Source organism: Flavobacterium tistrianum, from assembly GCF_003254545.1.
Lineage (GTDB): Bacteria > Bacteroidota > Bacteroidia > Flavobacteriales > Flavobacteriaceae > Flavobacterium > Flavobacterium tistrianum.
The window spans coordinates 40,700-64,723 of record NZ_QJRH01000062.1 but is presented as its reverse complement, the minus strand read 5'-3'; the positions used below and the strand labels follow the sequence as shown (position 1 = coordinate 64,723).

16 protein-coding genes and 3 tRNA genes are annotated in these 24,024 nt (G+C 35.3%); 17 read left to right on the top strand and 2 right to left on the bottom strand.

What is annotated here, in order from left to right:
* Window positions 1-23: 23 nt before the first annotated feature.
* The 14 genes from DMB71_RS04820 to DMB71_RS04755 all read left to right on the top strand — a co-directional run bounded on the left by DMB71_RS04820 (window position 24) and on the right by DMB71_RS04755 (window position 14,615).
* Window positions 24-104 (top strand) — tRNA-Tyr (locus DMB71_RS04820).
* Between the two features lie 80 nt (window positions 105-184).
* Window positions 185-256: transfer RNA gene (locus DMB71_RS04815), tRNA-Thr, on the top strand.
* Between the two features lie 55 nt (window positions 257-311).
* Window positions 312-1,499, top strand: coding sequence for an elongation factor Tu (tuf, locus tag DMB71_RS04810; protein ID WP_111364131.1), 1,188 nt, complete (start codon window positions 312-314; stop codon window positions 1,497-1,499).
* A 55-nt stretch (window positions 1,500-1,554) separates the two neighbouring features.
* Window positions 1,555-1,625, top strand: a tRNA-Trp gene (locus DMB71_RS04805).
* An 18-nt stretch (window positions 1,626-1,643) separates the two neighbouring features.
* Window positions 1,644-1,841 carry a preprotein translocase subunit SecE gene (gene secE, locus DMB71_RS04800; RefSeq protein ID WP_008466927.1) on the top strand — a complete coding sequence of 66 codons (198 nt, stop codon included), beginning with the start codon at window positions 1,644-1,646 and terminating at the stop codon, window positions 1,839-1,841.
* A 10-nt stretch (window positions 1,842-1,851) separates the two neighbouring features.
* Entirely contained in the window at window positions 1,852-2,403 is a 552-nt protein-coding gene (gene nusG, locus DMB71_RS04795; RefSeq protein WP_008466925.1) for a transcription termination/antitermination protein NusG, read from the top strand.
* 67 nt (window positions 2,404-2,470) lie between these two features.
* The gene (gene rplK, locus DMB71_RS04790; RefSeq protein ID WP_008466923.1) at window positions 2,471-2,908 is read left to right on the top strand and encodes a 50S ribosomal protein L11; all 438 of its coding nucleotides are present in this window, start codon (window positions 2,471-2,473) and stop codon (window positions 2,906-2,908) included.
* Between the two features lie 13 nt (window positions 2,909-2,921).
* Window positions 2,922-3,611 carry a 50S ribosomal protein L1 gene (gene rplA / locus DMB71_RS04785; protein ID WP_008466920.1) on the top strand — a complete coding sequence of 230 codons (690 nt, stop codon included), beginning with the start codon at window positions 2,922-2,924 and terminating at the stop codon, window positions 3,609-3,611.
* Window positions 3,612-3,633: 22 nt separating this feature from the next.
* Window positions 3,634-4,134, top strand: a complete 501-nt coding sequence (gene rplJ, locus DMB71_RS04780) for a 50S ribosomal protein L10 (RefSeq protein ID WP_111364129.1) — start codon at window positions 3,634-3,636, stop codon at window positions 4,132-4,134.
* A 91-nt stretch (window positions 4,135-4,225) separates the two neighbouring features.
* Window positions 4,226-4,597, top strand: coding sequence for a 50S ribosomal protein L7/L12 (gene rplL / locus DMB71_RS04775; protein ID WP_008466917.1), 372 nt, complete (start codon window positions 4,226-4,228; stop codon window positions 4,595-4,597).
* A gap of 266 nt (window positions 4,598-4,863) precedes the next feature.
* Window positions 4,864-8,676: a DNA-directed RNA polymerase subunit beta gene (gene rpoB, locus DMB71_RS04770; protein WP_111364128.1), complete on the top strand. Its 3,813-nt coding sequence runs from the start codon at window positions 4,864-4,866 to the stop codon at window positions 8,674-8,676.
* 260 nt (window positions 8,677-8,936) lie between these two features.
* Window positions 8,937-13,244 (top strand): DNA-directed RNA polymerase subunit beta', encoded by a 4,308-nt coding sequence (gene rpoC / locus DMB71_RS04765; RefSeq protein WP_111364126.1) that lies wholly within the window; start codon window positions 8,937-8,939, stop codon window positions 13,242-13,244.
* A 10-nt stretch (window positions 13,245-13,254) separates the two neighbouring features.
* Window positions 13,255-13,566 (top strand): DUF3467 domain-containing protein, encoded by a 312-nt coding sequence (locus DMB71_RS04760; RefSeq protein WP_012024017.1) that lies wholly within the window; start codon window positions 13,255-13,257, stop codon window positions 13,564-13,566.
* Window positions 13,567-13,883: 317 nt separating this feature from the next.
* Window positions 13,884-14,615 carry a hypothetical protein gene (locus DMB71_RS04755; RefSeq protein WP_111364124.1) on the top strand — a complete coding sequence of 244 codons (732 nt, stop codon included), beginning with the start codon at window positions 13,884-13,886 and terminating at the stop codon, window positions 14,613-14,615.
* Window positions 14,616-14,704: 89 nt separating this feature from the next.
* Here the strand turns inward: DMB71_RS04755 and DMB71_RS04750 are convergent, their stop codons facing one another.
* Both DMB71_RS04750 and DMB71_RS04745 read right to left on the bottom strand, forming a co-directional pair.
* The gene (locus DMB71_RS04750; RefSeq protein ID WP_091492772.1) at window positions 14,705-16,297 is read right to left on the bottom strand and encodes a peptide chain release factor 3; all 1,593 of its coding nucleotides are present in this window, start codon (window positions 16,295-16,297) and stop codon (window positions 14,705-14,707) included.
* Between the two features lie 148 nt (window positions 16,298-16,445).
* Window positions 16,446-17,885, bottom strand: a complete 1,440-nt coding sequence (locus tag DMB71_RS04745; protein ID WP_111364122.1) for an alpha-amylase — start codon at window positions 17,883-17,885, stop codon at window positions 16,446-16,448.
* 490 nt (window positions 17,886-18,375) lie between these two features.
* Between DMB71_RS04745 and DMB71_RS04740 the strand changes: the two genes are divergently transcribed.
* The 3 genes from DMB71_RS04740 (at window position 18,376) to DMB71_RS04730 (ending at window position 24,000) form a co-directional block, all read left to right on the top strand.
* On the top strand, window positions 18,376-19,806 hold the full coding sequence (locus DMB71_RS04740) for a peptidylprolyl isomerase (protein WP_111364120.1): 1,431 nt from the start codon (window positions 18,376-18,378) through the stop codon (window positions 19,804-19,806).
* Between the two features lie 78 nt (window positions 19,807-19,884).
* The gene (locus DMB71_RS04735; protein ID WP_111364118.1) at window positions 19,885-20,838 is read left to right on the top strand and encodes an AAA family ATPase; all 954 of its coding nucleotides are present in this window, start codon (window positions 19,885-19,887) and stop codon (window positions 20,836-20,838) included.
* Window positions 20,839-21,228: 390 nt separating this feature from the next.
* On the top strand, window positions 21,229-24,000 hold the full coding sequence (locus DMB71_RS04730; RefSeq protein WP_111364116.1) for a bifunctional aconitate hydratase 2/2-methylisocitrate dehydratase: 2,772 nt from the start codon (window positions 21,229-21,231) through the stop codon (window positions 23,998-24,000).
* The last annotated feature ends 24 nt before the right edge of the window (window positions 24,001-24,024 follow it).

The window sequence follows — 24,024 nt, the reverse complement described above, 5'->3', positions numbered from 1 at the left end:
AAAATAATGAGATTTTAAAATTAGGGGAGATACTCAAGCGGCCAACGAGGGCAGACTGTAAATCTGCTGTGTGAACTTCGCAGGTTCGAATCCTGCTCTCCCCACAAATAGAGGTTAAGATCTTGGATTTTAGGTTTTTAAAGATCTGAAATCTAAATTCAGAAATCTAAAATCAGAACTCTCTGCCGGTGTAGCTCAGGGGTAGAGTGCTTCCTTGGTAAGGAAGAGGTCTCGGGTTCAAATCCCGACATTGGCTCAAGTAAGTAGGAAATTGAAAATTAATATATAACTAAGATTAAAAATTAAGTAAAATGGCAAAGGAGAATTTTAATCGTTCCAAACCGCACTTAAACATAGGTACAATTGGACACGTAGATCACGGAAAAACTACATTAACTGCTGCAATTACAAAAGTATTGTCAGATGCTGGTTACTGTCAAGCAAAATCGTTTGATCAAATCGATAACGCTCCAGAGGAGAAAGAAAGAGGTATTACTATCAATACATCTCACGTAGAGTATGAAACAGCTAACCGTCACTACGCTCACGTTGACTGTCCAGGTCACGCGGATTACGTAAAGAACATGGTTACTGGAGCTGCTCAAATGGACGGAGCTATCTTAGTAGTTGCTGCTACAGATGGTCCAATGCCACAAACTCGTGAGCACATCCTTTTAGGACGTCAGGTTGGTATTCCAAGAATTGTTGTTTTCATGAACAAAGTGGATATGGTTGATGATGCTGAGTTGTTAGAGCTTGTTGAAATGGAAATTAGAGATTTATTATCTTTCTACGAATATGATGGAGATAATGGTCCTGTAGTTCAAGGTTCTGCTTTAGGAGGATTAAACAATGATCCAAACTGGGTACCTAAAATTATCGAATTAATGGAAGCTGTTGATAACTGGATCGAAGAACCAGTACGTGACGTTGCTAAGCCATTCTTGATGCCAGTTGAGGACGTATTTACAATTACAGGTCGTGGAACTGTTGCTACAGGTCGTATCGAAACTGGAGTTGCTAACACTGGAGATCCTGTTGAAATCATTGGTATGGGAGCTGAAAAATTAACTTCTACTATTACAGGAGTTGAGATGTTCCGTAAAATCCTTGATAGAGGTGAAGCTGGAGATAACGTAGGTTTATTGTTGAGAGGTATTGATAAAGCTGATATCAAAAGAGGTATGGTTATCATTAAGCCAGGTTCAGTAAAACCACACTCTAAATTCAAAGCTGAGGTTTATATCTTGAAAAAAGAAGAAGGTGGACGTCACACTCCATTCCACAATAACTACCGTCCACAGTTCTACGTACGTACAACTGACGTAACAGGAGTTATTTCTTTACCAGCAGGTGTAGAGATGGTAATGCCAGGTGATAACTTAACTATTGAGGTTGCTTTATTAAGCCCAATCGCTATGAACGTAGGTTTACGTTTCGCTATCCGTGAAGGTGGTAGAACAGTTGGTGCTGGTCAGGTTACTGAAATCGTAGAGTAATTCTATTAAAATAAATAAGAAGCCAGTGATTATTTTTTAATCACTGGCTTTAATTACGGGCGTAGTTCAAGGGTAGAATAGCGGTCTCCAAAACCGTTGATGGGGGTTCGAATCCCTCCGCCCGTGCAATAAAAAATATATCAAATGACAAAAGTTACTAATTATTTATCAGAGGCTTTCGAAGAGTTAAAGTCAAATGTTACTTGGCCAGCTTGGGCTGAAGTACAAAAATTAACAATTGTTGTGGCTGTATTTTCGATTTTATTCGCTTTGGCAACTTGGGGAGTAGACGAATTTTTTGCAAAAGCTTTGGCTGGATTTTTTAACTGGTTAAAAGGATAATTTTTTTGTGATGGCAGATAATAATGTGAAAAAATGGTACGTAGTTAGAGCGGTTAGTGGTCAAGAAAATAAAGTGAAAGCTTATATCGAGACTGAGATTGCGAGATTAGGTATGGAGGATTATGTTTCTCAGGTTTTAGTTCCAACTGAAAAAGTTGTAACTGTAAAAGATGGGAAAAAATCATCTAAGGATAAAGTATATTTTCCTGGATATGTTATGATCGAAGCTAACTTAGTTGGTGAGATTCCTCATATTATTAAGTCTATTACTAGTGTTATTGGATTTTTAGGAGAGACTAAAGGCGGGGAGCCGGTTCCTTTGAGACTTTCAGAAGTAAACCGTATGTTAGGTAAAGTGGATGAACTAGCCGTAAATACAGATACTCGTTCTATTCCATTTAGTGTTGGTGAAACGGTTAAGGTTATTGATGGACCTTTCAACGGATTTAATGGATCTGTTGAGAAAATCAATGAAGAGAAGCGTAAACTTGAAGTAATGGTTAAAATTTTCGGAAGAAAAACTCCATTAGAATTAAGCTTTATGCAAGTAGAAAAAGTATAATTTTTTGTTACACTATAATAAACCATTGTAATCGCTTCCATTGATTACAGTGTTAAATTTTTTAAAAATGGCTAAAGAAATTAGTAAGGTAGTTAAACTACAAGTTAAGGGAGGTGCTGCGAACCCGTCGCCACCGGTTGGACCTGCTTTAGGAGCTGCTGGGGTTAACATCATGGAGTTTTGTAAGCAATTTAATGCTAGAACTCAAGATAAACCTGGCAAAATTTGTCCAGTGCAAATCACTGTGTACAAAGACAAATCATTTGATTTTGTTGTTAAGACTCCTCCAGCAGCGGTTCAGTTAATGGAAGCTGCAAAGCTAAAATCTGGTTCTGGTGAGCCTAATCGTAAAAAAGTAGCTAGCGTTACTTGGGAACAAATTAGAACTATTGCTGAAGACAAAATGCCAGACTTAAACGCTTTCACAATTGAGAAAGCTATGAGTATGGTTGCTGGAACAGCTAGATCTATGGGTATAACTGTATCAGGAGATGCTCCTTTTTAATTAAGAAAAAGAAATGGCAAAATTAACAAAAAAGCAAAAAGAGGCTGCTTCAAAAATTGAAAAGAACAAATTATACTCTTTAAAAGATGCTGCTGCATTAATTAAAGTTGTTGCTTCTGCAAAATTTGATGAGTCTGTTGATATCGCAGTTCGTTTGGGTGTTGATCCAAGAAAAGCGAATCAAATGGTTAGAGGTGTAGTTACTTTACCTCACGGAACTGGAAAAGACGTTAAAGTATTAGCATTGGTTACTCCAGATAAAGAAGCGGAAGCTAGAGAAGCTGGAGCAGATCACGTTGGTCTTGACGATTATTTACAAAAAATTAAAGACGGTTGGACAGATGTTGATGTGATCATTACTATGCCTGCTGTTATGGGTAAATTAGGTCCATTAGGTCGTATTTTAGGACCTAGAGGTTTAATGCCAAACCCTAAAACAGGTACAGTAACTATGGATGTTGCTAAAGCTGTTCAAGAAGTTAAAGCTGGTAAAATTGACTTTAAAGTTGATAAAACCGGTATCGTTCACGCTGGTATTGGTAAAGTTTCTTTTGGAGCTGAGCAAATCGTTGAGAACGCGCACGAAATTATTCAAACATTAATAAAACTTAAACCAACTGCTGCTAAAGGTACATACATCAAAGGTATTCACCTTACAAGCACAATGAGTCCTGCTATCGCATTAGACCCAAAAGCAGTATAATTGGTAGTTAAAAATTTTTAGTATGACTAGAGAAGAAAAATCAATCGCGATTGAAAATTTAACTGCGCAGTTAGCTGGTACAAATATCATTTACATTTCTGATATTTCTGGTTTAAACGCAGAGACAACTTCAAACTTACGTAGAGCTTGTTTCAAAGCAGGTATCAAATTAGAAGTTGTAAAGAACACTTTGCTTGCAAAAGCAATGGAAGCTTCTGATAATGATTATGGTGATTTACCTACAGTTTTATCAGGTAACAGTGCTATCTTTATTTCTGATGTTGCTAACGCACCTGGAAAAATTATCAAAGATTTCCGTAAGAAATCTGATAAACCAGTTTTAAAAGGAGCTTACATCAATTCTGAAGTATATATTGGGGATAACCAATTAGATGCATTAGCTACAATTAAATCTAAAGAAGAGCTTATTGGAGAAATCATTGGATTATTACAATCTCCAGCTCAAAGAATTATTTCTGCTTTACAAAACAAATTCGCTGGAAGCGAAGAAGGAGCAGAGTAATAAATGTAAGGGAGCTTGCTTCCTTGCTGCTTAATTAGCGCACAATAATTAAATTATATTTTTACACAAATCATTTTAAACGATAGAAAAAATGGCAGATTTGAAACAATTCGCAGAACAATTAGTTAACTTAACAGTTAAAGAAGTTAACGAATTAGCAACAATATTAAAAGATGAGTACGGAATCGAGCCTGCTGCTGCTGCTGTAGTAGTTGCTGCTGGTGGAGGAGACGGTGCTGCTGAAGAAGCACAAACTGAATTTACAGTTGTATTGAAAGATGCAGGAGCTTCTAAATTAGCTGTTGTAAAATTAGTTAAAGAATTAACTGGTTTAGGTCTTAAAGAAGCTAAAGACGTAGTTGACGGTGCACCAAGCAACGTTAAAGAAGGTGTTTCTAAAGAAGAGGCTGAAGGTCTTAAAAAATCTTTAGAAGAGGCTGGAGCTACTGTTGAGCTTAAATAATTAAACTCAGTTTAAGAACTAGGTTTAGGTCTTGAGTTAACACTCAAAGGCCTAAACCATTTTTCGTATAATAAAATATATCAATTTTATTATCCCATAGTTTAAAATACGAAAAAGTTTTTGATCAATACGAAGAAAGAAAATTAGACTTAATTTATAGAACTAATTTTTAAAGATGTATTGATTATAATAAGAAAGTATAGATTAAACAGTGTGTATTTACACAAAAATAAATTACTTTTTTTTAATCAAAATTTTGTCCATTGATGATAACAAATCAGACTGAAAGATTGAATTTTGCCTCTACAAAAAATATCCCTGACTATCCAGATTTCTTAGATGTTCAGGTTAAATCTTTTAAAGATTTCTTTCAATTAGAAACGAAATCTGACGAAAGAGGCAACGAAGGGTTATACAATACCTTCATGGAAAACTTCCCAATTACAGATACAAGAAACAACTTTGTATTGGAATTCCTAGATTATTTTGTTGATCCGCCACGTTATACAATTCAAGAATGTATAGAGAGAGGTCTTACTTATAGTGTGCCTTTAAAAGCTAGGTTAAAACTATACTGTACAGATCCAGAACACGAAGATTTTGAAACAATTGTACAAGATGTTTATCTTGGAACAATTCCTTACATGACTCCTAGTGGTACTTTTGTTATTAATGGTGCCGAGCGTGTTGTAGTATCTCAATTACACCGTTCTCCAGGGGTTTTCTTTGGACAGTCATTCCACGCAAATGGAACTAAACTTTATTCTGCGAGAGTAATTCCTTTTAAAGGATCTTGGATAGAATTCTCTACTGATATCAACAGCGTAATGTACGCGTATATCGATAGAAAGAAAAAATTACCTGTAACAACTTTATTCCGTGCTATCGGTTTCGAAAGAGATAAGGATATCCTTGAAATTTTCGACTTAGCTGAAGAAATTAAAGTATCTAAAACAGGAATTAAGAAATATATTGGAAGAAGACTTGCTGCGCGTGTTCTGAACACATGGCACGAGGATTTCGTAGATGAGGATACTGGAGAGGTAGTTTCTATCGAGCGTAACGAAATCATCCTTGATCGTGATACTATTATCGACAAAGATAATGTTGAAGAGATCATCGATTCTAATGTAAAATCTATTTTGTTACACAAAGAGGATAATAACCAAGCAGATTATGCTATTATCCACAACACGTTACAAAAAGACCCTACAAACTCTGAAAAAGAAGCTGTAGAGCACATCTACCGTCAGTTGCGTAACGCTGAACCGCCTGATGAGGAAACTGCTCGTGGTATTATAGATAAATTGTTCTTCTCTGATCAACGTTATAACTTAGGTGAAGTTGGTCGTTACAGAATGAATAAAAAATTAGATTTAGATATCCCTATGGATAAGCAAGTGCTTACTAAAGAGGATATTATTACAATCGTTAAATATTTGATCGAGTTGATCAACTCTAAAGCAGAGATTGATGATATCGACCACTTATCAAACCGTCGTGTTAGAACAGTTGGTGAACAATTGTCTCAACAATTCGGTGTTGGTTTAGCACGTATGGCTAGAACTATTCGTGAGAGAATGAACGTTAGAGATAACGAGGTGTTTACACCAATTGATTTGATCAATGCTAAAACATTATCATCAGTTATCAACTCTTTCTTTGGTACTAACCAGTTATCTCAATTTATGGATCAAACGAATCCATTAGCTGAGATTACACACAAAAGAAGACTTTCTGCACTTGGACCTGGTGGACTTTCTAGAGAAAGAGCTGGTTTCGAGGTTCGTGACGTTCACTACACGCACTATGGTCGTTTATGTCCGATTGAAACTCCTGAGGGACCAAACATTGGTTTGATTTCATCTCTTGGTGTTTATGCAAAAGTAAACGGAATGGGATTCATCGAAACTCCATACCGTAAAGTAACAGATGGTGTTGTTGATTTAGAAAGCGCGCCAATCTATTTAAGTGCTGAAGAAGAGGAAGGAAAAATGATTGCTCAGGCAAACATTGATATGGACGCTTCAGGTAAAATTACAGCTAGTAACGTTATTGCTCGTGAAGAGGGTGACTTCCCAGTTGTTGAGCCAAGTTCAGTACACTATACAGACGTTGCTCCTAACCAGATCGCTTCGATTTCTGCATCTTTGATTCCTTTCTTGGAGCATGATGATGCGAACCGTGCGTTGATGGGATCAAACATGATGCGTCAGGCAGTTCCTTTGATCCGTCCTGAAGCACCGATTGTTGGTACAGGTTTAGAGCGTCAGGTAGCTTCTGACTCAAGAGTACTGATCAATGCTGAAGGGCATGGTACTGTTGAATACGTAGATGCTAACATCATTACTATTAAATACGATCGTACAGAAGACGAGAGAATGGTAAGTTTTGATGCTGATGAGAAAACGTACAACTTAATTAAATTTAGAAAAACCAATCAAGGTACAAGTATCAACTTGAAACCAATCGTAAGAAGAGGTGACAGAGTTGTTCCTGGACAAGTATTGTCTGAAGGATATGCTACTCAAAATGGAGAATTAGCTTTAGGTAGAAACTTAAAAGTTGCGTTCATGCCATGGAAAGGGTATAACTTCGAGGATGCGATTGTAATTTCTGAGAAAGTAGTTCGCGATGATATTTTTACTTCTATCCACGTTGATGATTATTCATTAGAGGTTAGAGATACTAAGTTAGGAAACGAAGAGTTAACAAACGATATTCCTAACGTTTCTGAAGAAGCTACTAAAGATTTAGATGAAAACGGTATGATCAGAATTGGAGCAGAGGTTAAACCTGGCGACATTTTGATCGGAAAAATTACACCAAAAGGAGAGTCAGATCCAACTCCAGAGGAGAAATTGCTTCGTGCAATCTTCGGAGATAAAGCTGGTGATGTAAAAGATGCTTCATTAAAAGCTTCTCCATCTTTACATGGTGTAGTTCTTGACAAAAAATTATTTGCAAGAGCCGTAAAAGATAAACGTAAACGTACTCAGGATAAAGATGCTTTAGGCGCTTTAGAAATGGAGTTCGAAACTAAATTTGTTGAATTAAAAGACAGATTGGTTGAGAAATTATTCTTGATCGTTAACGGAAAAACATCTCAAGGTGTAATGAATGATTTGGGTGAAGAAGTTTTACCAAAAGGTAAAAAATATACTCAAAAAATGCTTTACGCAGTAGAGGATTTTGCTCACTTAAGCAAAGGTCAGTGGGTTGCTGATGACGCTACTAATAAAATGGTTAATGATTTAATTCATAACTATAAAATTAAGCTGAATGACTTACAAGGAGCTTTAAGAAGAGAGAAATTCACTATTACAGTTGGAGATGAATTACCATCTGGAATCTTGAAATTGGCTAAAATCTACATCGCTAAAAAACGTAAGTTAAAAGTGGGTGATAAAATGGCGGGACGTCACGGTAACAAAGGTATTGTTGCTAGAATCGTTCGTCATGAAGATATGCCATTCTTAGAAGATGGAACACCAGTAGATATCGTATTGAATCCACTTGGGGTACCTTCACGTATGAACATTGGTCAGATTTATGAAACTGTATTAGGATGGGCTGGTATGAACTTGGGTAGAAAATTTGCTACTCCAATTTTTGACGGAGCTTCTCTTGATGAGATCAACGCTTTGACTGATGAGGCTGGAGTACCACGTTTTGGACATACTTACCTATTTGATGGTGGTACTGGAGAGCGTTTTGCACAAAAAGCGACTGTGGGTGTAATTTACATGCTTAAATTAGGACACATGGTTGATGATAAGATGCACGCACGTTCTATCGGACCATACTCATTGATTACGCAACAGCCACTTGGAGGTAAGGCTCAATTTGGAGGTCAGCGTTTTGGAGAGATGGAGGTTTGGGCACTTGAGGCTTATGGAGCTTCTAGTACTCTACGTGAGATCCTAACTGTTAAGTCTGATGACGTTATTGGTAGAGCTAAAACTTACGAGGCTATCGTTAAGGGGGAAACTATGCCAGAACCAGGTTTACCAGAATCATTCAATGTATTAATGCACGAATTGAAAGGTCTAGGATTAGATCTTCGTTTGGAAGAATAATAATAAAAAATGTAGAGACGCGATTAATCGCGTCTCTATATTCGTATTTATAATAAGTTTTTAAAGATTTATACCCGTAAACCGTTCCGATTTTTTATAATAATGCGAGGCATTTTATAACTAGCACTTCAAAATTCAGTTTTGAGGTTTAGAGAAGTAACCCGAGGTAGTAGCTGAATGATTAACTCTTTATTTTTAAAGAGTAGATTATAAATCTAAATTCAATTTTTTAATTGCAAAATAAATCAATAGTAAAAACTATGATGAATAACAGAAACAATAAAGACAAAAATCCAGTAAAAAGATTTAACAAAATCTCTATTGGATTGGCTTCACCAGAATCTATCTTGAAAGAATCAAGAGGAGAGGTTTTAAAGCCAGAAACAATCAACTATAGAACTCACAAACCAGAGCGTGACGGACTTTTCTGCGAAAGAATCTTTGGACCAGTAAAAGATTTCGAGTGTGCTTGTGGTAAGTATAAAAGAATTCGTTACAAAGGTATCATCTGTGACCGTTGTGGTGTTGAAGTTACGGAGAAAAAAGTGCGTCGTGATAGAGTAGGACACATCAACCTTGTTGTGCCAATTGCTCACATCTGGTACTTCCGTTCTCTTCCAAACAAAATTGGTTATATCCTTGGTCTTCCATCTAAGAAATTAGATATGATCATTTACTACGAAAGATACGTAGTAATTCAGCCAGGTATTGCTAAAAATGCAGATGGAGAATCATTACAAAGATTAGATTTCTTAACTGAAGAAGAATACTTAAACATTTTAGATACTCTTCCGCAAGAAAACCAATATTTAGACGATTTAGATCCTAATAAATTTGTTGCCAAAATGGGGGCAGAGTGTATTATGGATTTATTAGCTCGTATTGACCTAGATGCTTTATCTTATGAATTAAGACACAGTGCTAACAACGAGACTTCTAAACAAAGAAAAACTGAGGCTTTAAAAAGATTACAAGTTGTTGAATCTTTCCGTGAGTCTAACGAAAACCGCGAAAACCGTCCAGAATGGATGATCATGAAAGTGGTTCCAGTTATTCCACCAGAATTACGTCCGCTTGTGCCACTTGATGGAGGTCGTTTTGCAACTTCAGATTTGAACGATTTATATCGTCGTGTAATAATCCGTAACAACCGTTTGAAAAGATTAATGGAGATTAAAGCTCCTGAGGTTATCTTAAGAAACGAGAAACGTATGTTACAAGAATCTGTAGATTCATTATTTGATAACACACGTAAAGCTTCTGCTGTTAAAACAGAATCAAACAGACCATTAAAATCATTATCTGACTCATTAAAAGGTAAACAAGGACGTTTCCGTCAAAACCTTTTAGGAAAACGTGTGGATTATTCTGCTCGTTCGGTAATTGTTGTTGGTCCAGAGTTGAAATTATATGAGTGCGGATTGCCAAAAGATATGGCTTCTGAGTTATACAAACCATTCGTTATTCGTAAGTTGATCGAAAGAGGTATTGTAAAAACAGTAAAATCTGCTAAGAAAATCATTGATAAGAAAGAGCCTGTAGTTTGGGATATCCTTGAAAACGTAATTAAAGGACACCCAGTATTACTGAACCGTGCTCCTACTTTGCACAGACTTGGTATTCAAGCATTCCAACCAAAATTAATTGAAGGAAAAGCGATCCAGTTGCACCCATTAGTATGTACGGCATTCAACGCCGATTTCGATGGTGACCAGATGGCGGTTCACTTACCATTAGGACCAGAAGCTATTTTAGAGGCTCAATTATTAATGTTGGCTTCTCACAATATCTTGAACCCTGCAAATGGTGCTCCAATTACTGTACCTTCTCAGGACATGGTCTTGGGTCTATATTATATGACCAAAGAACGTATCTCAACAGAAGATCACAAAATTATCGGTCAGGATTTAACTTTCTATTCTGCTGAAGAAGTAAACATTGCATTAAACGAAGGAAGATTAGAATTGAATGCTCGTGTGAAAATCCGTGCAAAAGATTTTAATGATGCTGGAGAATTAGTGTACAAAATCATCCAAACAACTGCAGGACGTGTATTATTTAACGAAGTAGTACCTGAAGCAGCTGGATATATCAACGACGTATTGACTAAGAAAAACCTTAGAGATATTATCGGACACATTTTAAGTGTGACTGATGTACCAACAACGGCAGCTTTCTTGGATAATATGAAAGATATGGGGTATAAATTCGCATTTAGAGGAGGTTTATCATTCTCTTTAGGTGATATTAGAATTCCAGAACAAAAAACGAAGTTAATTGCAGATGCTAGAGAGCAAGTTGAAGGTATCTCAACTAACTATAACATGGGTCTTATCACAAATAACGAGCGTTACAACCAAGTTATTGACGTATGGACTTCAGCAAATGCTCAGTTAACAGAGTTAGCAATGAAAAATATTAGAGAAGACCAACAAGGTTTCAACTCTGTATATATGATGCTTGACTCTGGGGCGAGGGGTTCTAAGGAGCAGATTCGTCAGTTAACTGGTATGCGTGGTTTGATGGCTAAGCCTAAAAAATCTACTGCTGGTGGTGGTGAGATTATTGAAAACCCGATTCTTTCTAACTTTAAGGAAGGTCTTTCGATCCTTGAGTACTTCATTTCTACTCACGGTGCTCGTAAAGGTCTTGCGGATACGGCTCTTAAAACAGCCGATGCTGGTTACTTAACAAGAAGGCTTCACGACGTTTCTCAGGATGTTATTGTTAACATCGAGGATTGTGGAACTTTAAGAGGTGTTGAAGTTGCTGCTTTGAAGAAAAATGAGGAAATCGTTGAATCTTTAGGAGAGAGAATTTTAGGACGTGTTGCATTGCAAGACGTTATCAATCCTCTTACTAACGAAGTAATGGTTAAATCTGGAGAGCAAATTACGGAATCAATTATGAGAACTATCGAAGCTTCTCCAATTGAGAAAGTAGAAGTTAGATCTCCATTAACTTGTGAAGCTTTAAAAGGTATTTGTGCGAAATGTTATGGTAGAAACTTAGCTACTGGTAAGATGACACAAAGAGGTGAAGCTGTCGGAGTTATTGCAGCTCAGTCTATTGGAGAGCCAGGTACACAGTTAACACTTCGTACGTTCCACGTTGGAGGGGTTGCTGGAGGTATCTCTGAAGAGTCTAGTATTATTACAAGATTCAACGGTAGACTTGAAATTGAAGATTTAAAAACAGTTAAAGGTGAAGATAGTGAAGGTAACGAAGTTGATATCGTTGTATCACGTTCTACAGAGTTGAAATTAATTGACGAAGGAACCGGAATTGTTTTAAATACACATAACATTCCTTACGGATCTAGTATTTTTGTAAATGATGGAGATGTAGTTACTAAAGGAACTGTAATATGTAAGTGGGATCCATATAACGGTGTAATTGTTTCTGAATTTACTGGTAAGATTGCTTACGAAGATTTAGAACAAGGACAATCATATATGGTCGAAATCGATGAGCAGACTGGTTTCCAAGAAAAAGTAATTTCTGAGGCTAGAAACAAAAAATTAATCCCAACTTTATTAGTTTATGGTAAAGAAGGTGAATTGATTCGTTCATACAACTTACCAGTAGGTGCACACTTAATGGTTGAGAATGGTGAGAAAATTAAAGCAGGTAAAGTATTAGTAAAAATCCCTCGTCGTTCTTCTAAAGCGGGCGATATCACGGGAGGTTTACCAAGAATTACTGAGCTTCTAGAGGCTCGTAACCCTTCAAACCCAGCAGTTGTATCTGAAATTGATGGTGTTGTATCATTCGGTAAAATTAAGAGAGGTAACCGTGAGATTGTTATCGAATCTAAATTTGGTGAGGTTAAAAAGTATCTAGTGAAACTTTCAAGCCAAATCTTAGTACAAGAAAATGACTTCGTAAGAGCGGGAGTTCCATTGTCTGATGGTGCAATTACGCCAGATGATATCTTAAGAATTCAAGGTCCAGCTGCTGTTCAACAGTACTTGGTAAATGAAATCCAAGAGGTTTACCGTTTACAAGGGGTAAAAATCAATGACAAACACTTTGAGGTTGTAATTCGTCAAATGATGCGTAAAGTTAAAGTTGAAGATCCAGGAGATACTCTATTCTTAGAAGATCAATTAATCCACACTAAAGACTTTATTCTTCAAAATGATAAATTATATGGTATGAAAGTGGTTGAAGATGCTGGAGATTCTTCAGTATTGAAACCAGGTCAAATCATTACACCTCGTGAATTACGTGATGAAAATTCATTATTGAAACGTACAGATAAAAATCTTGTTGTAGCAAGAGATGTAATCACTGCAACTGCAACGCCAGTTCTACAAGGTATTACAAGAGCTTCGTTACAAACTAAATCATTCATTTCTGCGGCTTCATTCCAGGAGACAACGAAAGTACTTAACGAAGCTGCAGTAGCTGGTAAAGTAGATGATCTAGAAGGATTAAAAGAAAATGTAATTGTTGGACACAGAATTCCTGCGGGAACTGGTATGAGAGAATACGATAACACAATCGTAGGATCTAAAGACGATTACAACGAAATGATGGCTAATAAAGAAGAATACATTTATTAATTAGGAAACTATGAGTAATCCGAAACAACAACAAGAGCAAATTAACATTGAGTTAGACGAAACTATTGCAGAAGGAATTTATTCTAATCTAGCAATTATTAATCACTCATCGTCTGAGTTTGTTTTAGATTTTGTGAGTATTATGCCAGGTATTCCTAAAGCCAAGGTAAAGTCAAGAATTGTCTTGACACCACAACATGCTAAAAGATTATTGAGAGCAATAGGAGAAAATATCCATCGATTTGAAGCCGCTCACGGCGAAATCAAAGAAACGGAGCAAGCACCAATTCCGCTTAATTTTGGTCCAGCAGGACAAGCATAAATTTTAAAGCCCCTTTTTAAGGGGCTTTTTTTGGCTAATGAAAAAATGTAGTTTATCGGATTTAATTTACTTTAGTCGATAAAGTTTCTTTTTAGCTAAATGTATCATTAACTTGGTGTTGCCTAAAAAAGATTGAATTTTGAAATATAATGACTTAGTAAAGGTTAATTTAATTCAAATTATAAAAAAGCGCTAATTTAAAATTAGCGCTTTTTTTATTCTGATTTTTTTTATTCTTCTTCCCAACCTTTCGATGCAAAATGTACTCTATATAAGTAAAATAGTCTGTGAAAGATTTTAACTTAAAAAGATACATCATGAAAAAGAAATTCACCTTAGAGATAGCGACTCCTTGTTCTGAAAACTTTGATAAAATGATTCCAAATGAAAGAGGTTCATTTTGTAATTCCTGCATGAAAAATGTAATTGATTTAAGTAAAAAGACGAATTCTGAAGTTGCTAAATTCATTGCTGAAAATAAAGATCAATCGATTTGTGCCAGATTAAAAACAACTCAGTTGGCAGAAGAATTTCACTTTAATGAAACATCAAAAATCAATAACTTAAAATATGCAGCCGTGGCGGCGTCAATTTTGCTAGTATCAAATGTAACCGCACAAGAAAAAAACACAACTGAAAGTGAGATTAGGGCTCCAGAGCCAGTACATTATACAGTTGGAAAAGTTGCTTACGTTCAAAATACAGAAGAACAATCAATTTTTATAAAAGGAAAATTACTTGATGCCAAAACAAATAAACCTTTCGATAAAAAAATATATCAAAATCTAGCTATTGCTATTAATGGCTCAAAGAGTAATATAAAAATGAGTTCAAGAACAGGGGAGTTTTTAATTCCGATATTAATTGCGAAGGATTCTAAAGCATTTGAAGTCACAATCACGGCCAATGATTATTATCTTTCTAAAACAATTCCTTTTAATAGGAGTTCAGTGAAAGATAATGTATTACAGCAAAATATAATTATTTCAGCTGATGAACTTACTAGAATCTATATAGCAGGTGGCTTAGGTATTAATTATACCCGCTGATCATCAAATTTACATATTGGGGAATGTAAATTGAAAAGGCTGTCTAAATAAAATCGACAGCCTTTTATGTTTTAATCTAAAGTGAATTATTAATCGAACTCAGATGTAAAGTACAATTTCACAGTTGGATATTTACTTTGGGTCATTTGAATGGTAAAATCAGAATCTGCTAAGAATACTAATTGTCCGTATTTATCATGAGCCAAGAATTTTTGTTTGATACGTTTAAATTCTTTGAATTCTTCATTTTTAGCATCGTCTGGTTTTACCCAGCAAGCTTTATGAACAGGGAAGTTTTCATATGTACATTTAGCACCGTATTCGTGCTCCAAACGATATTGAATTACCTCATACTGAAGCGCTCCAACAGTTCCAATAACTTTACGGTTGTTCATTTCTAAAGTAAACAACTGAGCAACACCTTCGTCCATTAACTGATCAACTCCTTTTTCCAATTGCTTAGCTTTCATCGGATCGGCGTTGTTAATATATCTAAAGTGCTCTGGAGAGAAACTCGGAATTCCTTTAAAGCTCATGATTTCTCCTTCTGTTAAAGTATCTCCAATTTTAAAGTTTCCAGTATCGTGTAAACCAACAATATCGCCAGGATAAGAAATGTCTACGATTTCTTTTTTCTCAGCAAAGAAGGCATTTGGACTAGAGAATTTTAGATTTTTCTTTTGGCGAACATGGTAGTAAGGTTTATTTCTTTCGAAAGTTCCAGAAACGATTTTGATAAATGCTAAACGGTCGCGGTGTTTTGGATCCATATTGGCGTGGATTTTGAAAACAAATCCAGACATTTTTTCTTCTGTAGGCTCAACTGTACGAGTTTCAGAATCTTTTGCTCTTGGAGACGGAGCAATTGTGATGAAACAATCTAACAATTCGCGAACTCCAAAGTTATTCAAAGCAGAACCAAAGAATACTGGCTGGATTTTTCCATCCAAATAATCTTGGCGCTCAAATTTTGGGTAAACCTCATCAATCAACTCTAACTCTTCACGAAGTTTGTTAGCTGCTTTTTCTCCCACAATTTTATCTAGTTCTGGATTGTTTTGAACATCAGAAAAAGCAATGGTTTCTTCAATATTTTTACGGCTGTCTCCGCTGAAAAGGTTAATGTTTTCTTCCCATAAATTGTAAATTCCTTGGAAATCATAACCCATTCCGATTGGGAAACTTAGTGGTGTAACTTTCAATCCTAATTTTTGTTCTACCTCATCCATTAGATCGAAAGCATCTTTACCTTCACGGTCTAATTTGTTGATGAAAACAATCATCGGAATGTTACGCATTCTGCAAACAGCAACCAGTTTTTCTGTTTGTTCCTCAACTCCTTTTGCAACGTCAATTACAACAATTACGCTATCAACTGCGGTTAAAGTTCTAAAGGTGTCTTCGGCAAAATCCTTGTGTCCAGGAGTATCAAGGATATTGATTTTTTTGTCTTTATAATTAAAAGCAAGCACAGAAGTCGAAACCGAGATACCTCTCTGACGCTCGATTTCCATAAAGTCACTCGTTGCTCCTTTTTTAATTTTATTGTTTTTTACAGCTCCTGCTTCCTGAATAGCACCTCCAAACAACAATAATTTTTCAGTTAAAGTTGTTTTACCGGCATCAGGGTGCGAGATAATTCCAAATGTTCTTCTGCGTTGTATTTCTTTTAAAAAGCTCATATTTCGTATAAATAGGTTGCAAAAGTACTATTAAATACGGCTTTATAAAAATATTCAGTTCGTAAATTTGGAAGTCTTTATTTCTAAATGGATTTTAAAGAAAAAAATAAGGCTGTTTTGCAACAGCCTTAAATAGTCATTTTTAAAATTACTGATTAATTGACCAAATTGAATATCCTTTTGGAGGACATTGTATTTTTACCCATTTGTCTGCCTGAGTAGTTGGGTACCAAGATGAGTTTCCTGTGAAATCTTTAATTTGAGTATTAGCCCAATTCGTCTGAATCCATCTTTCTTGCCAAACATCTGAGTTATTGATGTAAACTACTAATCCAGGATTTCCGTTATAACCGTTTCTTCTTGCCACATATTCGTCATTATCAGAATATAAAATAGAAGTCGTTCCCGTTGCTTTATTATTGTGAATCCAAATCAGATTATTAAGTTTGTTTTTGTCCAGCCATTCTTCATAATCTCTGTAGAAAATTGTTGGATAACCTTCATGAGTTAATATATAAGAGTAAGCTAACATTTTGCTCCAGATTTCATCGGTATCATGATTGGTCACAAAAGTTACGGCTTTGTATGGATTGCGTTTCCACATCATATCATCATTCAAAAGAGCAAGATTGTTTCCGTCAAAAGCATCATTCATCTTGTAATAGCAGGCAAAATCAAAAACAGAACTGTTGGCAGCATTTGCCCAATCATTCAAGACGTTTACATTCGAATCCCATAATTCTCCAACAGAAAATCCACCAACATTAGCATTCCATGAATTCACAACCCAAGCACCAAAACCTTTTACGTAGTCAAATCTCCAGCCATCAAATTTCATAGTGTTTTTATAATATTTACCAACTCCGTCGGTTCTCAGCCACAACCAGTTTTGAACATTTGGTGCAGCGTGGCATAAATCTGGAAAGCCTCCAAAAGATCCTTCGTCATTGTTTCCGTAACTGTTTTTATAAAAATCATTATAGTTACGCGGAAATTTACCAGAAGCAACTCCTGTAAAATTTGTCCACGTATTTGTTCCTGTAAACGGATTTGCTTCAGATTGCCCGCCACTGTTATGGTTGATTACGATATCTGCGTAAACTTTGATATTTTCGTTGTGAGCAGCCGTAATTAAATTTACTAATTCAGTTTTTGATCCAAATCTGGTTTCAATGCTTCCGTTCTGATTGTAATCTCCAAAATCAAAGTAATCTGTTGGATCATATCCCATAGAAAAAGCTCCGTTTTGTGCTTTTGAAGCAGGCGGAAGCCAAATAGAACCAATCCCAGCGTTGCCCCATGCTGTAACTTTACTACTTACGGTATTCCACCAAGTTCCCCCTGCAGGAACATCCCAATAGAAAGCCTGCATCATAACACCGCCTCCTGGATTGTCTACATATTTTCCTGTTGTAGAACTAGAAGTACCAGTGCTAAAAGGTTTTCCGTCATGATGCGTAACATCAATAATCTTAAATTGTTTGCTTTCTGCTTTGGAATCTGATTCACTAATTTCATTTTGTGAGCACGAATAAAGTAGCGCTGAAAATGCCGTAATAAGACATAGTTTTAAAATAGGTTTTTTCATAATAGATGTGGTTAAGTTAAATAGTGAGTTTGTAATTATTTAATTTTAGGGCTTTAAAAAGTATAAAATGCTAATTTTTCATCCTCTAAAATGATAATTACGCATCTAAAGTAAATGATTTTTGATTTAATTTTAATTTGTAAGAAAACAACTCTTCACGAAAACGTTGTAGTGTTGAGAACTTTTTTTAGAGCGCTTATAATTAAGCGTTTATTTGCTATTAAAATTCAAATTTTAGAAGGATTTATAAAGATGCTTTTCTTTCTATTGAGAAAATTGAAATAACCGATTTGATATACTGCTATAGAACTATCCTATAATTTTTTGTTAATAGTATATCGGATAGTTGGATTATGTAATTGAATTGTTATTTTTGTTCGTTATAAGTTACGAATGAACTATACTTTAATTATTTATGTTTAAGTTCAACATCAATAATTTTAGAAGGATTATCTAAAACAGGCTTTACATTCAAATAAAAATTAAAATAATGTTATTAAAAAAATTACAGCTAAAAACAATTGATTTCAAGTTTGCACTAACAATTTGTTTTTTTCTTTTTTTAACTCCAATAATTACAGCGCAAGAAGTTATTCCTGATGTTGTTGCTCAAAAACCAATAGAAACTCCTTCTGGCGGAAAATTGAAAATTGATGGGATTATTGCGACAGTAGGAGATTATATTGTTTTAGATTCTGATATTGATAAAGGATTTTTAGAAATTACGGCACAAGGCGGATCTATAAAAGATATTACAAGATGCCAGATGCTTGGTAAACTTTTAGAAGACAAATTATATGCTCACCAAGCCATTCAAGATAGTATTATTGTGAGTGATGCCGAAGTTAGAAGCATGATGGAAGAGCGTCTAAACTACATGACACAGCAAGTTGGAGATATCAATAAAGTAGTTGAGTATTATAAAAAAGGCTCTGTAGAAGAATTTAAAACGTATTTTGCAGACATCTTAAAGGAGCAAAAATTGGCTTCGGAGATGAGGGATAAGATCGTTAAAGATGTTGAGATTACTCCAGAAGAGGTTCGTAATTTCTTTAAGAAAATTCCGAAAGATGAATTGCCGACTTTTGGAGCTGAAATGGAAGTAGCACAAATTGTGGTTGAGCCTAAAATTTCTAAAGAAGACAAACAAAAAGTAATTGATAGATTAAACGCTATAAGACAAGATGTTCTTGAAGGTTCTAGCTTTGCAACAAAAGCCGTTTTGTACTCTCAAGATCCGGGATCATCACCAAATGGAGGATATTACAAAATGACAAGAAAAACTCCTTTTGTAAAAGAGTTTAAGGATGTCGCTTTTAGTTTGCAAGCGGGAGAAATTTCGCAACCATTTGAAACAACTTTTGGATATCATATTATTATGGTAGAAAAAATTAAAGGACAGGAAGTTGAGTTGCGTCATATTTTGATTGCTCCAACAGTTTCAGAAGCAGCTCTAAAAGAAGCTAAAGAAAGAATTACGACTATCAGAAATAAAATTGTTAATAAAGAAGTAACTTTTGCAGAAGCTGCAAGAACAGAATCTGATGAAAAGGAAACTAGAACAAATGGTGGAACATTGGTAAACCCTACGACGCAAGATACTCGTTTTGAGTTAACTAAAATGGATCCAACTTTGTATAGCCAAGTTTCAAATTTAAAAGGAGATGAAGTTTCTCAACCACTTTTAAATACAGATGATAAGGGTAAAAAAACATATAAGTTAATTACAGTTACAAACAGAATTGACGAGCACACTGCAGATTATGCTAAAGATTATACTAAAATTAAAGAATTAGCATTAAAAGAAAAGCAGATTAATGCCATCGCAAAATGGTTTGATGCTAAAATTAAAGATACTTATATTAAAATTATTGGAGAGTATAAAGACTGTACTTTTGCTAATAACTGGTTGAAAAAATAAGTTTTAATAAATAAATAAAAAGAGTTAGTTTTATGATTTCATAGAATTAACTCTTTTTAATTTTAAATACATTCATAAATGTCTGACGTAACAGCAATTCACAATTTAGTTCAAAAAAGAAACGAATTAAAAAAAGAGATAGCGAAAATCATTGTAGGGCAGGACGCCGTTGTAGACCAAATTTTACTTTGTATATTTTCTGGAGGCCACGCGCTTTTAATTGGAGTTCCAGGCTTGGCAAAAACCTTAATGATAAATACTTTGTCTCAGGCTTTAGGGCTAGATTTTAAAAGAATTCAGTTTACGCCAGATTTGATGCCTTCTGATATTTTAGGAAGTGAAATTTTGGATGAAAATAGAAACTTCAAATTTATTAAAGGACCAATTTTCTCTAATATTATTCTAGCTGACGAGATAAACAGAACGCCACCAAAAACTCAAGCCGCGTTATTAGAAGCAATGCAAGAGAGATCGGTAACTATTGCAGGACAGCATCATAAATTAGATTTACCTTATTTTGTTTTGGCTACTCAAAATCCTATAGAGCAAGAAGGAACTTACCCGTTGCCAGAAGCTCAGTTAGACCGTTTTATGTTTGCGATTAAATTAGAATATCCAACTTTTGAAGAGGAAGTTCAAGTAGTAAAAAGAACTACTTCTGATGTTAAGACCGAAATTAATCCGCTGTTTAATGCGCAGGAAATTATCGATTTTCAGCATTTAATCCGTAGAATTCCAGTTGCAGATAATGTTATTGAGTATGCTGTAACATTAGTAAGCAAGACACGTCCAGACAATAGTTTGACTAATGATCTCGTAAAGAATTATTTAGACTGGGGGGCAGGGCCAAGAGCTTCGCAAAATTTAATTTTAGCTGCAAAAGCACATGCTGCATTCAACGGAAAATTTTCACCAGATATTGAAGATGTTCAAGCTGTTGCAACAGGTATCTTGAGGCATAGAATTATTAAAAATTATAAAGCTGATGCAGAAGGGATAACTGAAGAAGTTATTATTAAAAAACTAATGTAAGTTTCTAAAATTAGATATTAAAAAATCCTGATAGTAACTATCAGGATTTTTTGTTTTTGGCTAGAATTTAAAATCGATTGATGATCGTTCAAAAAGACATCAAAAAGATCAACTATAACGTTATAATTGCTTATTTAGAAAGGTTCTTCTTGAAAAAAGAGGTAAAAACTTACTTACTTTCTAACATCGAATTTCGACTTTGTTAAAGAAAAGATCTTTAAATGTTAATAATTCATTATTTTAATATAAAACTGATTTTTTGGCAAAAACAAGCAGTGAAAATCGTTTTTTAGCAATAATAATTTTTGAAAAGCCTTGTTCTATTAAATTTTTTTTAATTATCGTGTTTAATGCTTAAATTTGCCTCAAAAAAATAAATCCGCTTTTATTATGAATATTTATCAGGATTACCTTCAAGAAATTGAAGAAAGAAAAAATCAAGGGTTACACCCTAAACCAATCGATGGAGCTGAATTATTAAGCGAAATCATTGCCCAAATTAAAGATGTTGATAACGCATACCGCGAAGATTCTCTTAAGTTTTTTATTTACAATACTTTACCAGGTACTACAAGTGCTGCCGGTGAAAAAGCTAAGTTCCTAAAAGAAATTATTTTAGGTCAATCTGTAGTTAAAGAAATTACTCCAGTTTTTGCTTTTGAATTATTATCACACATGAAGGGTGGACCTTCAATTGAAGTGTTGTTAGATTTGGCTTTAGGAAATGATTCTGCAATTGCTAAACAAGCAGGAGATGTTCTTAAAACACAAGTTTTCCTTTACGATGCTGATACAGATCGTTTGAAAGAAGCTTTCAAAAATGATAATGCAATTGCTAAAGAAATTTTAGAAAGTTATGCGCAAGCTGAATTCTTTACTAAACTTCCAGAAGTAGCTGAAGAAATTAAAGTTGTTACTTATATTGCTGGAGAAGGTGATATCTCTACAGATTTATTATCTCCAGGAAATCAAGCTCACTCACGTTCAGATCGTGAGTTGCACGGAAAATGTATGATTACTCCAGAAGCGCAAAAGGAAATTCAAGCGCTTCAAGCAAAACATCCAGATGCTAGTGTGATGTTAATTGCTGAAAAAGGTACAATGGGAGTTGGTTCTTCTCGTATGTCAGGAGTGAACAACGTAGCACTCTGGACTGGAAAACAAGCTAGCCCATACGTTCCATTCGTAAATATTGCACCAATTGTTGGAGGTACAAATGGTATTTCTCCAATTTTCCTTACTACAGTTGATGTAACTGGAGGTATTGGAATTGACCTTAAAAACTGGGTTAAAAAATTAGATGCAGACGGAAAACCAGTATTGAATGAAAACAACGAGCCAATTCTTGAGCAAGCTTATTCGGTTGCTACAGGAACGGTTTTAACGATCAATACACAAACTAAAAAATTATACAACGGTGATGAGGAATTAATCGACATTTCTAGATCATTTACTCCTCAAAAGAAAGAATTTATTAGAGCTGGAGGATCGTATGCAATTGTATTCGGTAAAAAACTTCAGACTTTCGCAGCTAAAGTATTAGATATTCAAGCTCCTGCAGTATTTGCTCCATCTAAAGAAATTTCTAACGAGGGACAAGGTTTGACTGCAGTTGAAAAAATCTTCAACAAAAATGCTGTTGGTATTGCTCCAGGGAAAGTGTTGCATGCTGGATCTGATGTTCGTGTAGAAGTAAACATTGTAGGTTCTCAAGATACTACAGGTCTTATGACTGCTCAAGAGCTAGAGTCTATGGCGGCTACGGTTATTTCTCCAATTGTTGATGGTGCTTACCAATCTGGTTGTCATACTGCTTCTGTTTGGGATAAAAAAGCTCAGGCTAATATTCCTAAATTAATGAAGTTTATGAACAACTTTGGTCTTATCACGGCTCGTGACCCGAAAGGTGTTTATCACTCAATGACAGACGTAATTCATAAAGTACTTAATGATATTACTGTAGACGAATGGGCAATCATTATTGGTGGTGACTCTCATACAAGAATGTCTAAAGGTGTTGCATTTGGTGCTGACTCAGGAACTGTTGCTCTTGCATTGGCTACAGGAGAGGCATCTATGCCAATTCCGGAATCTGTAAAAGTGACTTTCAAAGGAGATATGAAAGGGTATATGGATTTCCGTGATGTGGTTCACGCTACTCAAGCTCAAATGCTTAAGCAATTTAATGGTGAGAACGTTTTCCAAGGAAGAATTATCGAGGTTCACATCGGAACTCTTACAGCTGACCAAGCGTTTACATTTACAGACTGGACTGCAGAGATGAAAGCTAAAGCTTCTATCTGTATTTCAGAAGACGACACTTTGATCGAATCATTGGAAATTGCTAAAGGCAGAATCCAGATCATGATTGATAAAGGAATGGACAACGAAAGACAAGTTCTTCAAGGATTAATCAATAAAGCAGATAAGAGAATTGCAGAAATTAAATCCGGCGAAAAACCAGCTTTAACTCCAGATGCAAATGCTAAATATTATGCTGAAGTTGTAGTTGACTTGGATCAAATTGCTGAGCCAATGATCGCTGACCCAGACGTTAATAATAAAGACGTTTCTAAACGTTATACTCACGATACTATTAGACCATTATCTTTCTATGGTGGAGAGAAAAAAGTAGATCTTGGATTTATTGGTTCTTGTATGGTTCACAAAGGAGATATGAAAATCTTGGCTCAAATGTTGAAAAACGTTGAAGCACAAACAGGAAAAGTGGAATTTAATGCACCTCTTGTAGTTGCTCCTCCAACTTACAACATTGTTGATGAATTAAAAGCTGAAGGTGACTGGGAAGTTTTACAAAAATACTCAGGTTTCGAATTTGACGATAATGCTCCTAAATCGGCAGCACGTACAGAGTACGAAAACATGTTGTACTTAGAGCGCCCAGGATGTAACCTTTGTATGGGTAACCAAGAAAAAGCTGCTAAAGGAGATACGGTAATGGCAACATCTACTCGTCTTTTCCAAGGTAGAGTTGTAGAAGATGCTGAAGGTAAAAAAGGAGAATCATTGCTTTCTTCTACTCCGGTTGTTGTTCTTTCAACAATCTTAGGTAGAACTCCGACAATTGAAGAATATACTGCAGCAGTAGATGGTATTAACTTAACTAAGTTTGCTCCATCTAACAAACAGTTAGTTATGTAATCAAACGATTATTTAATAATATTT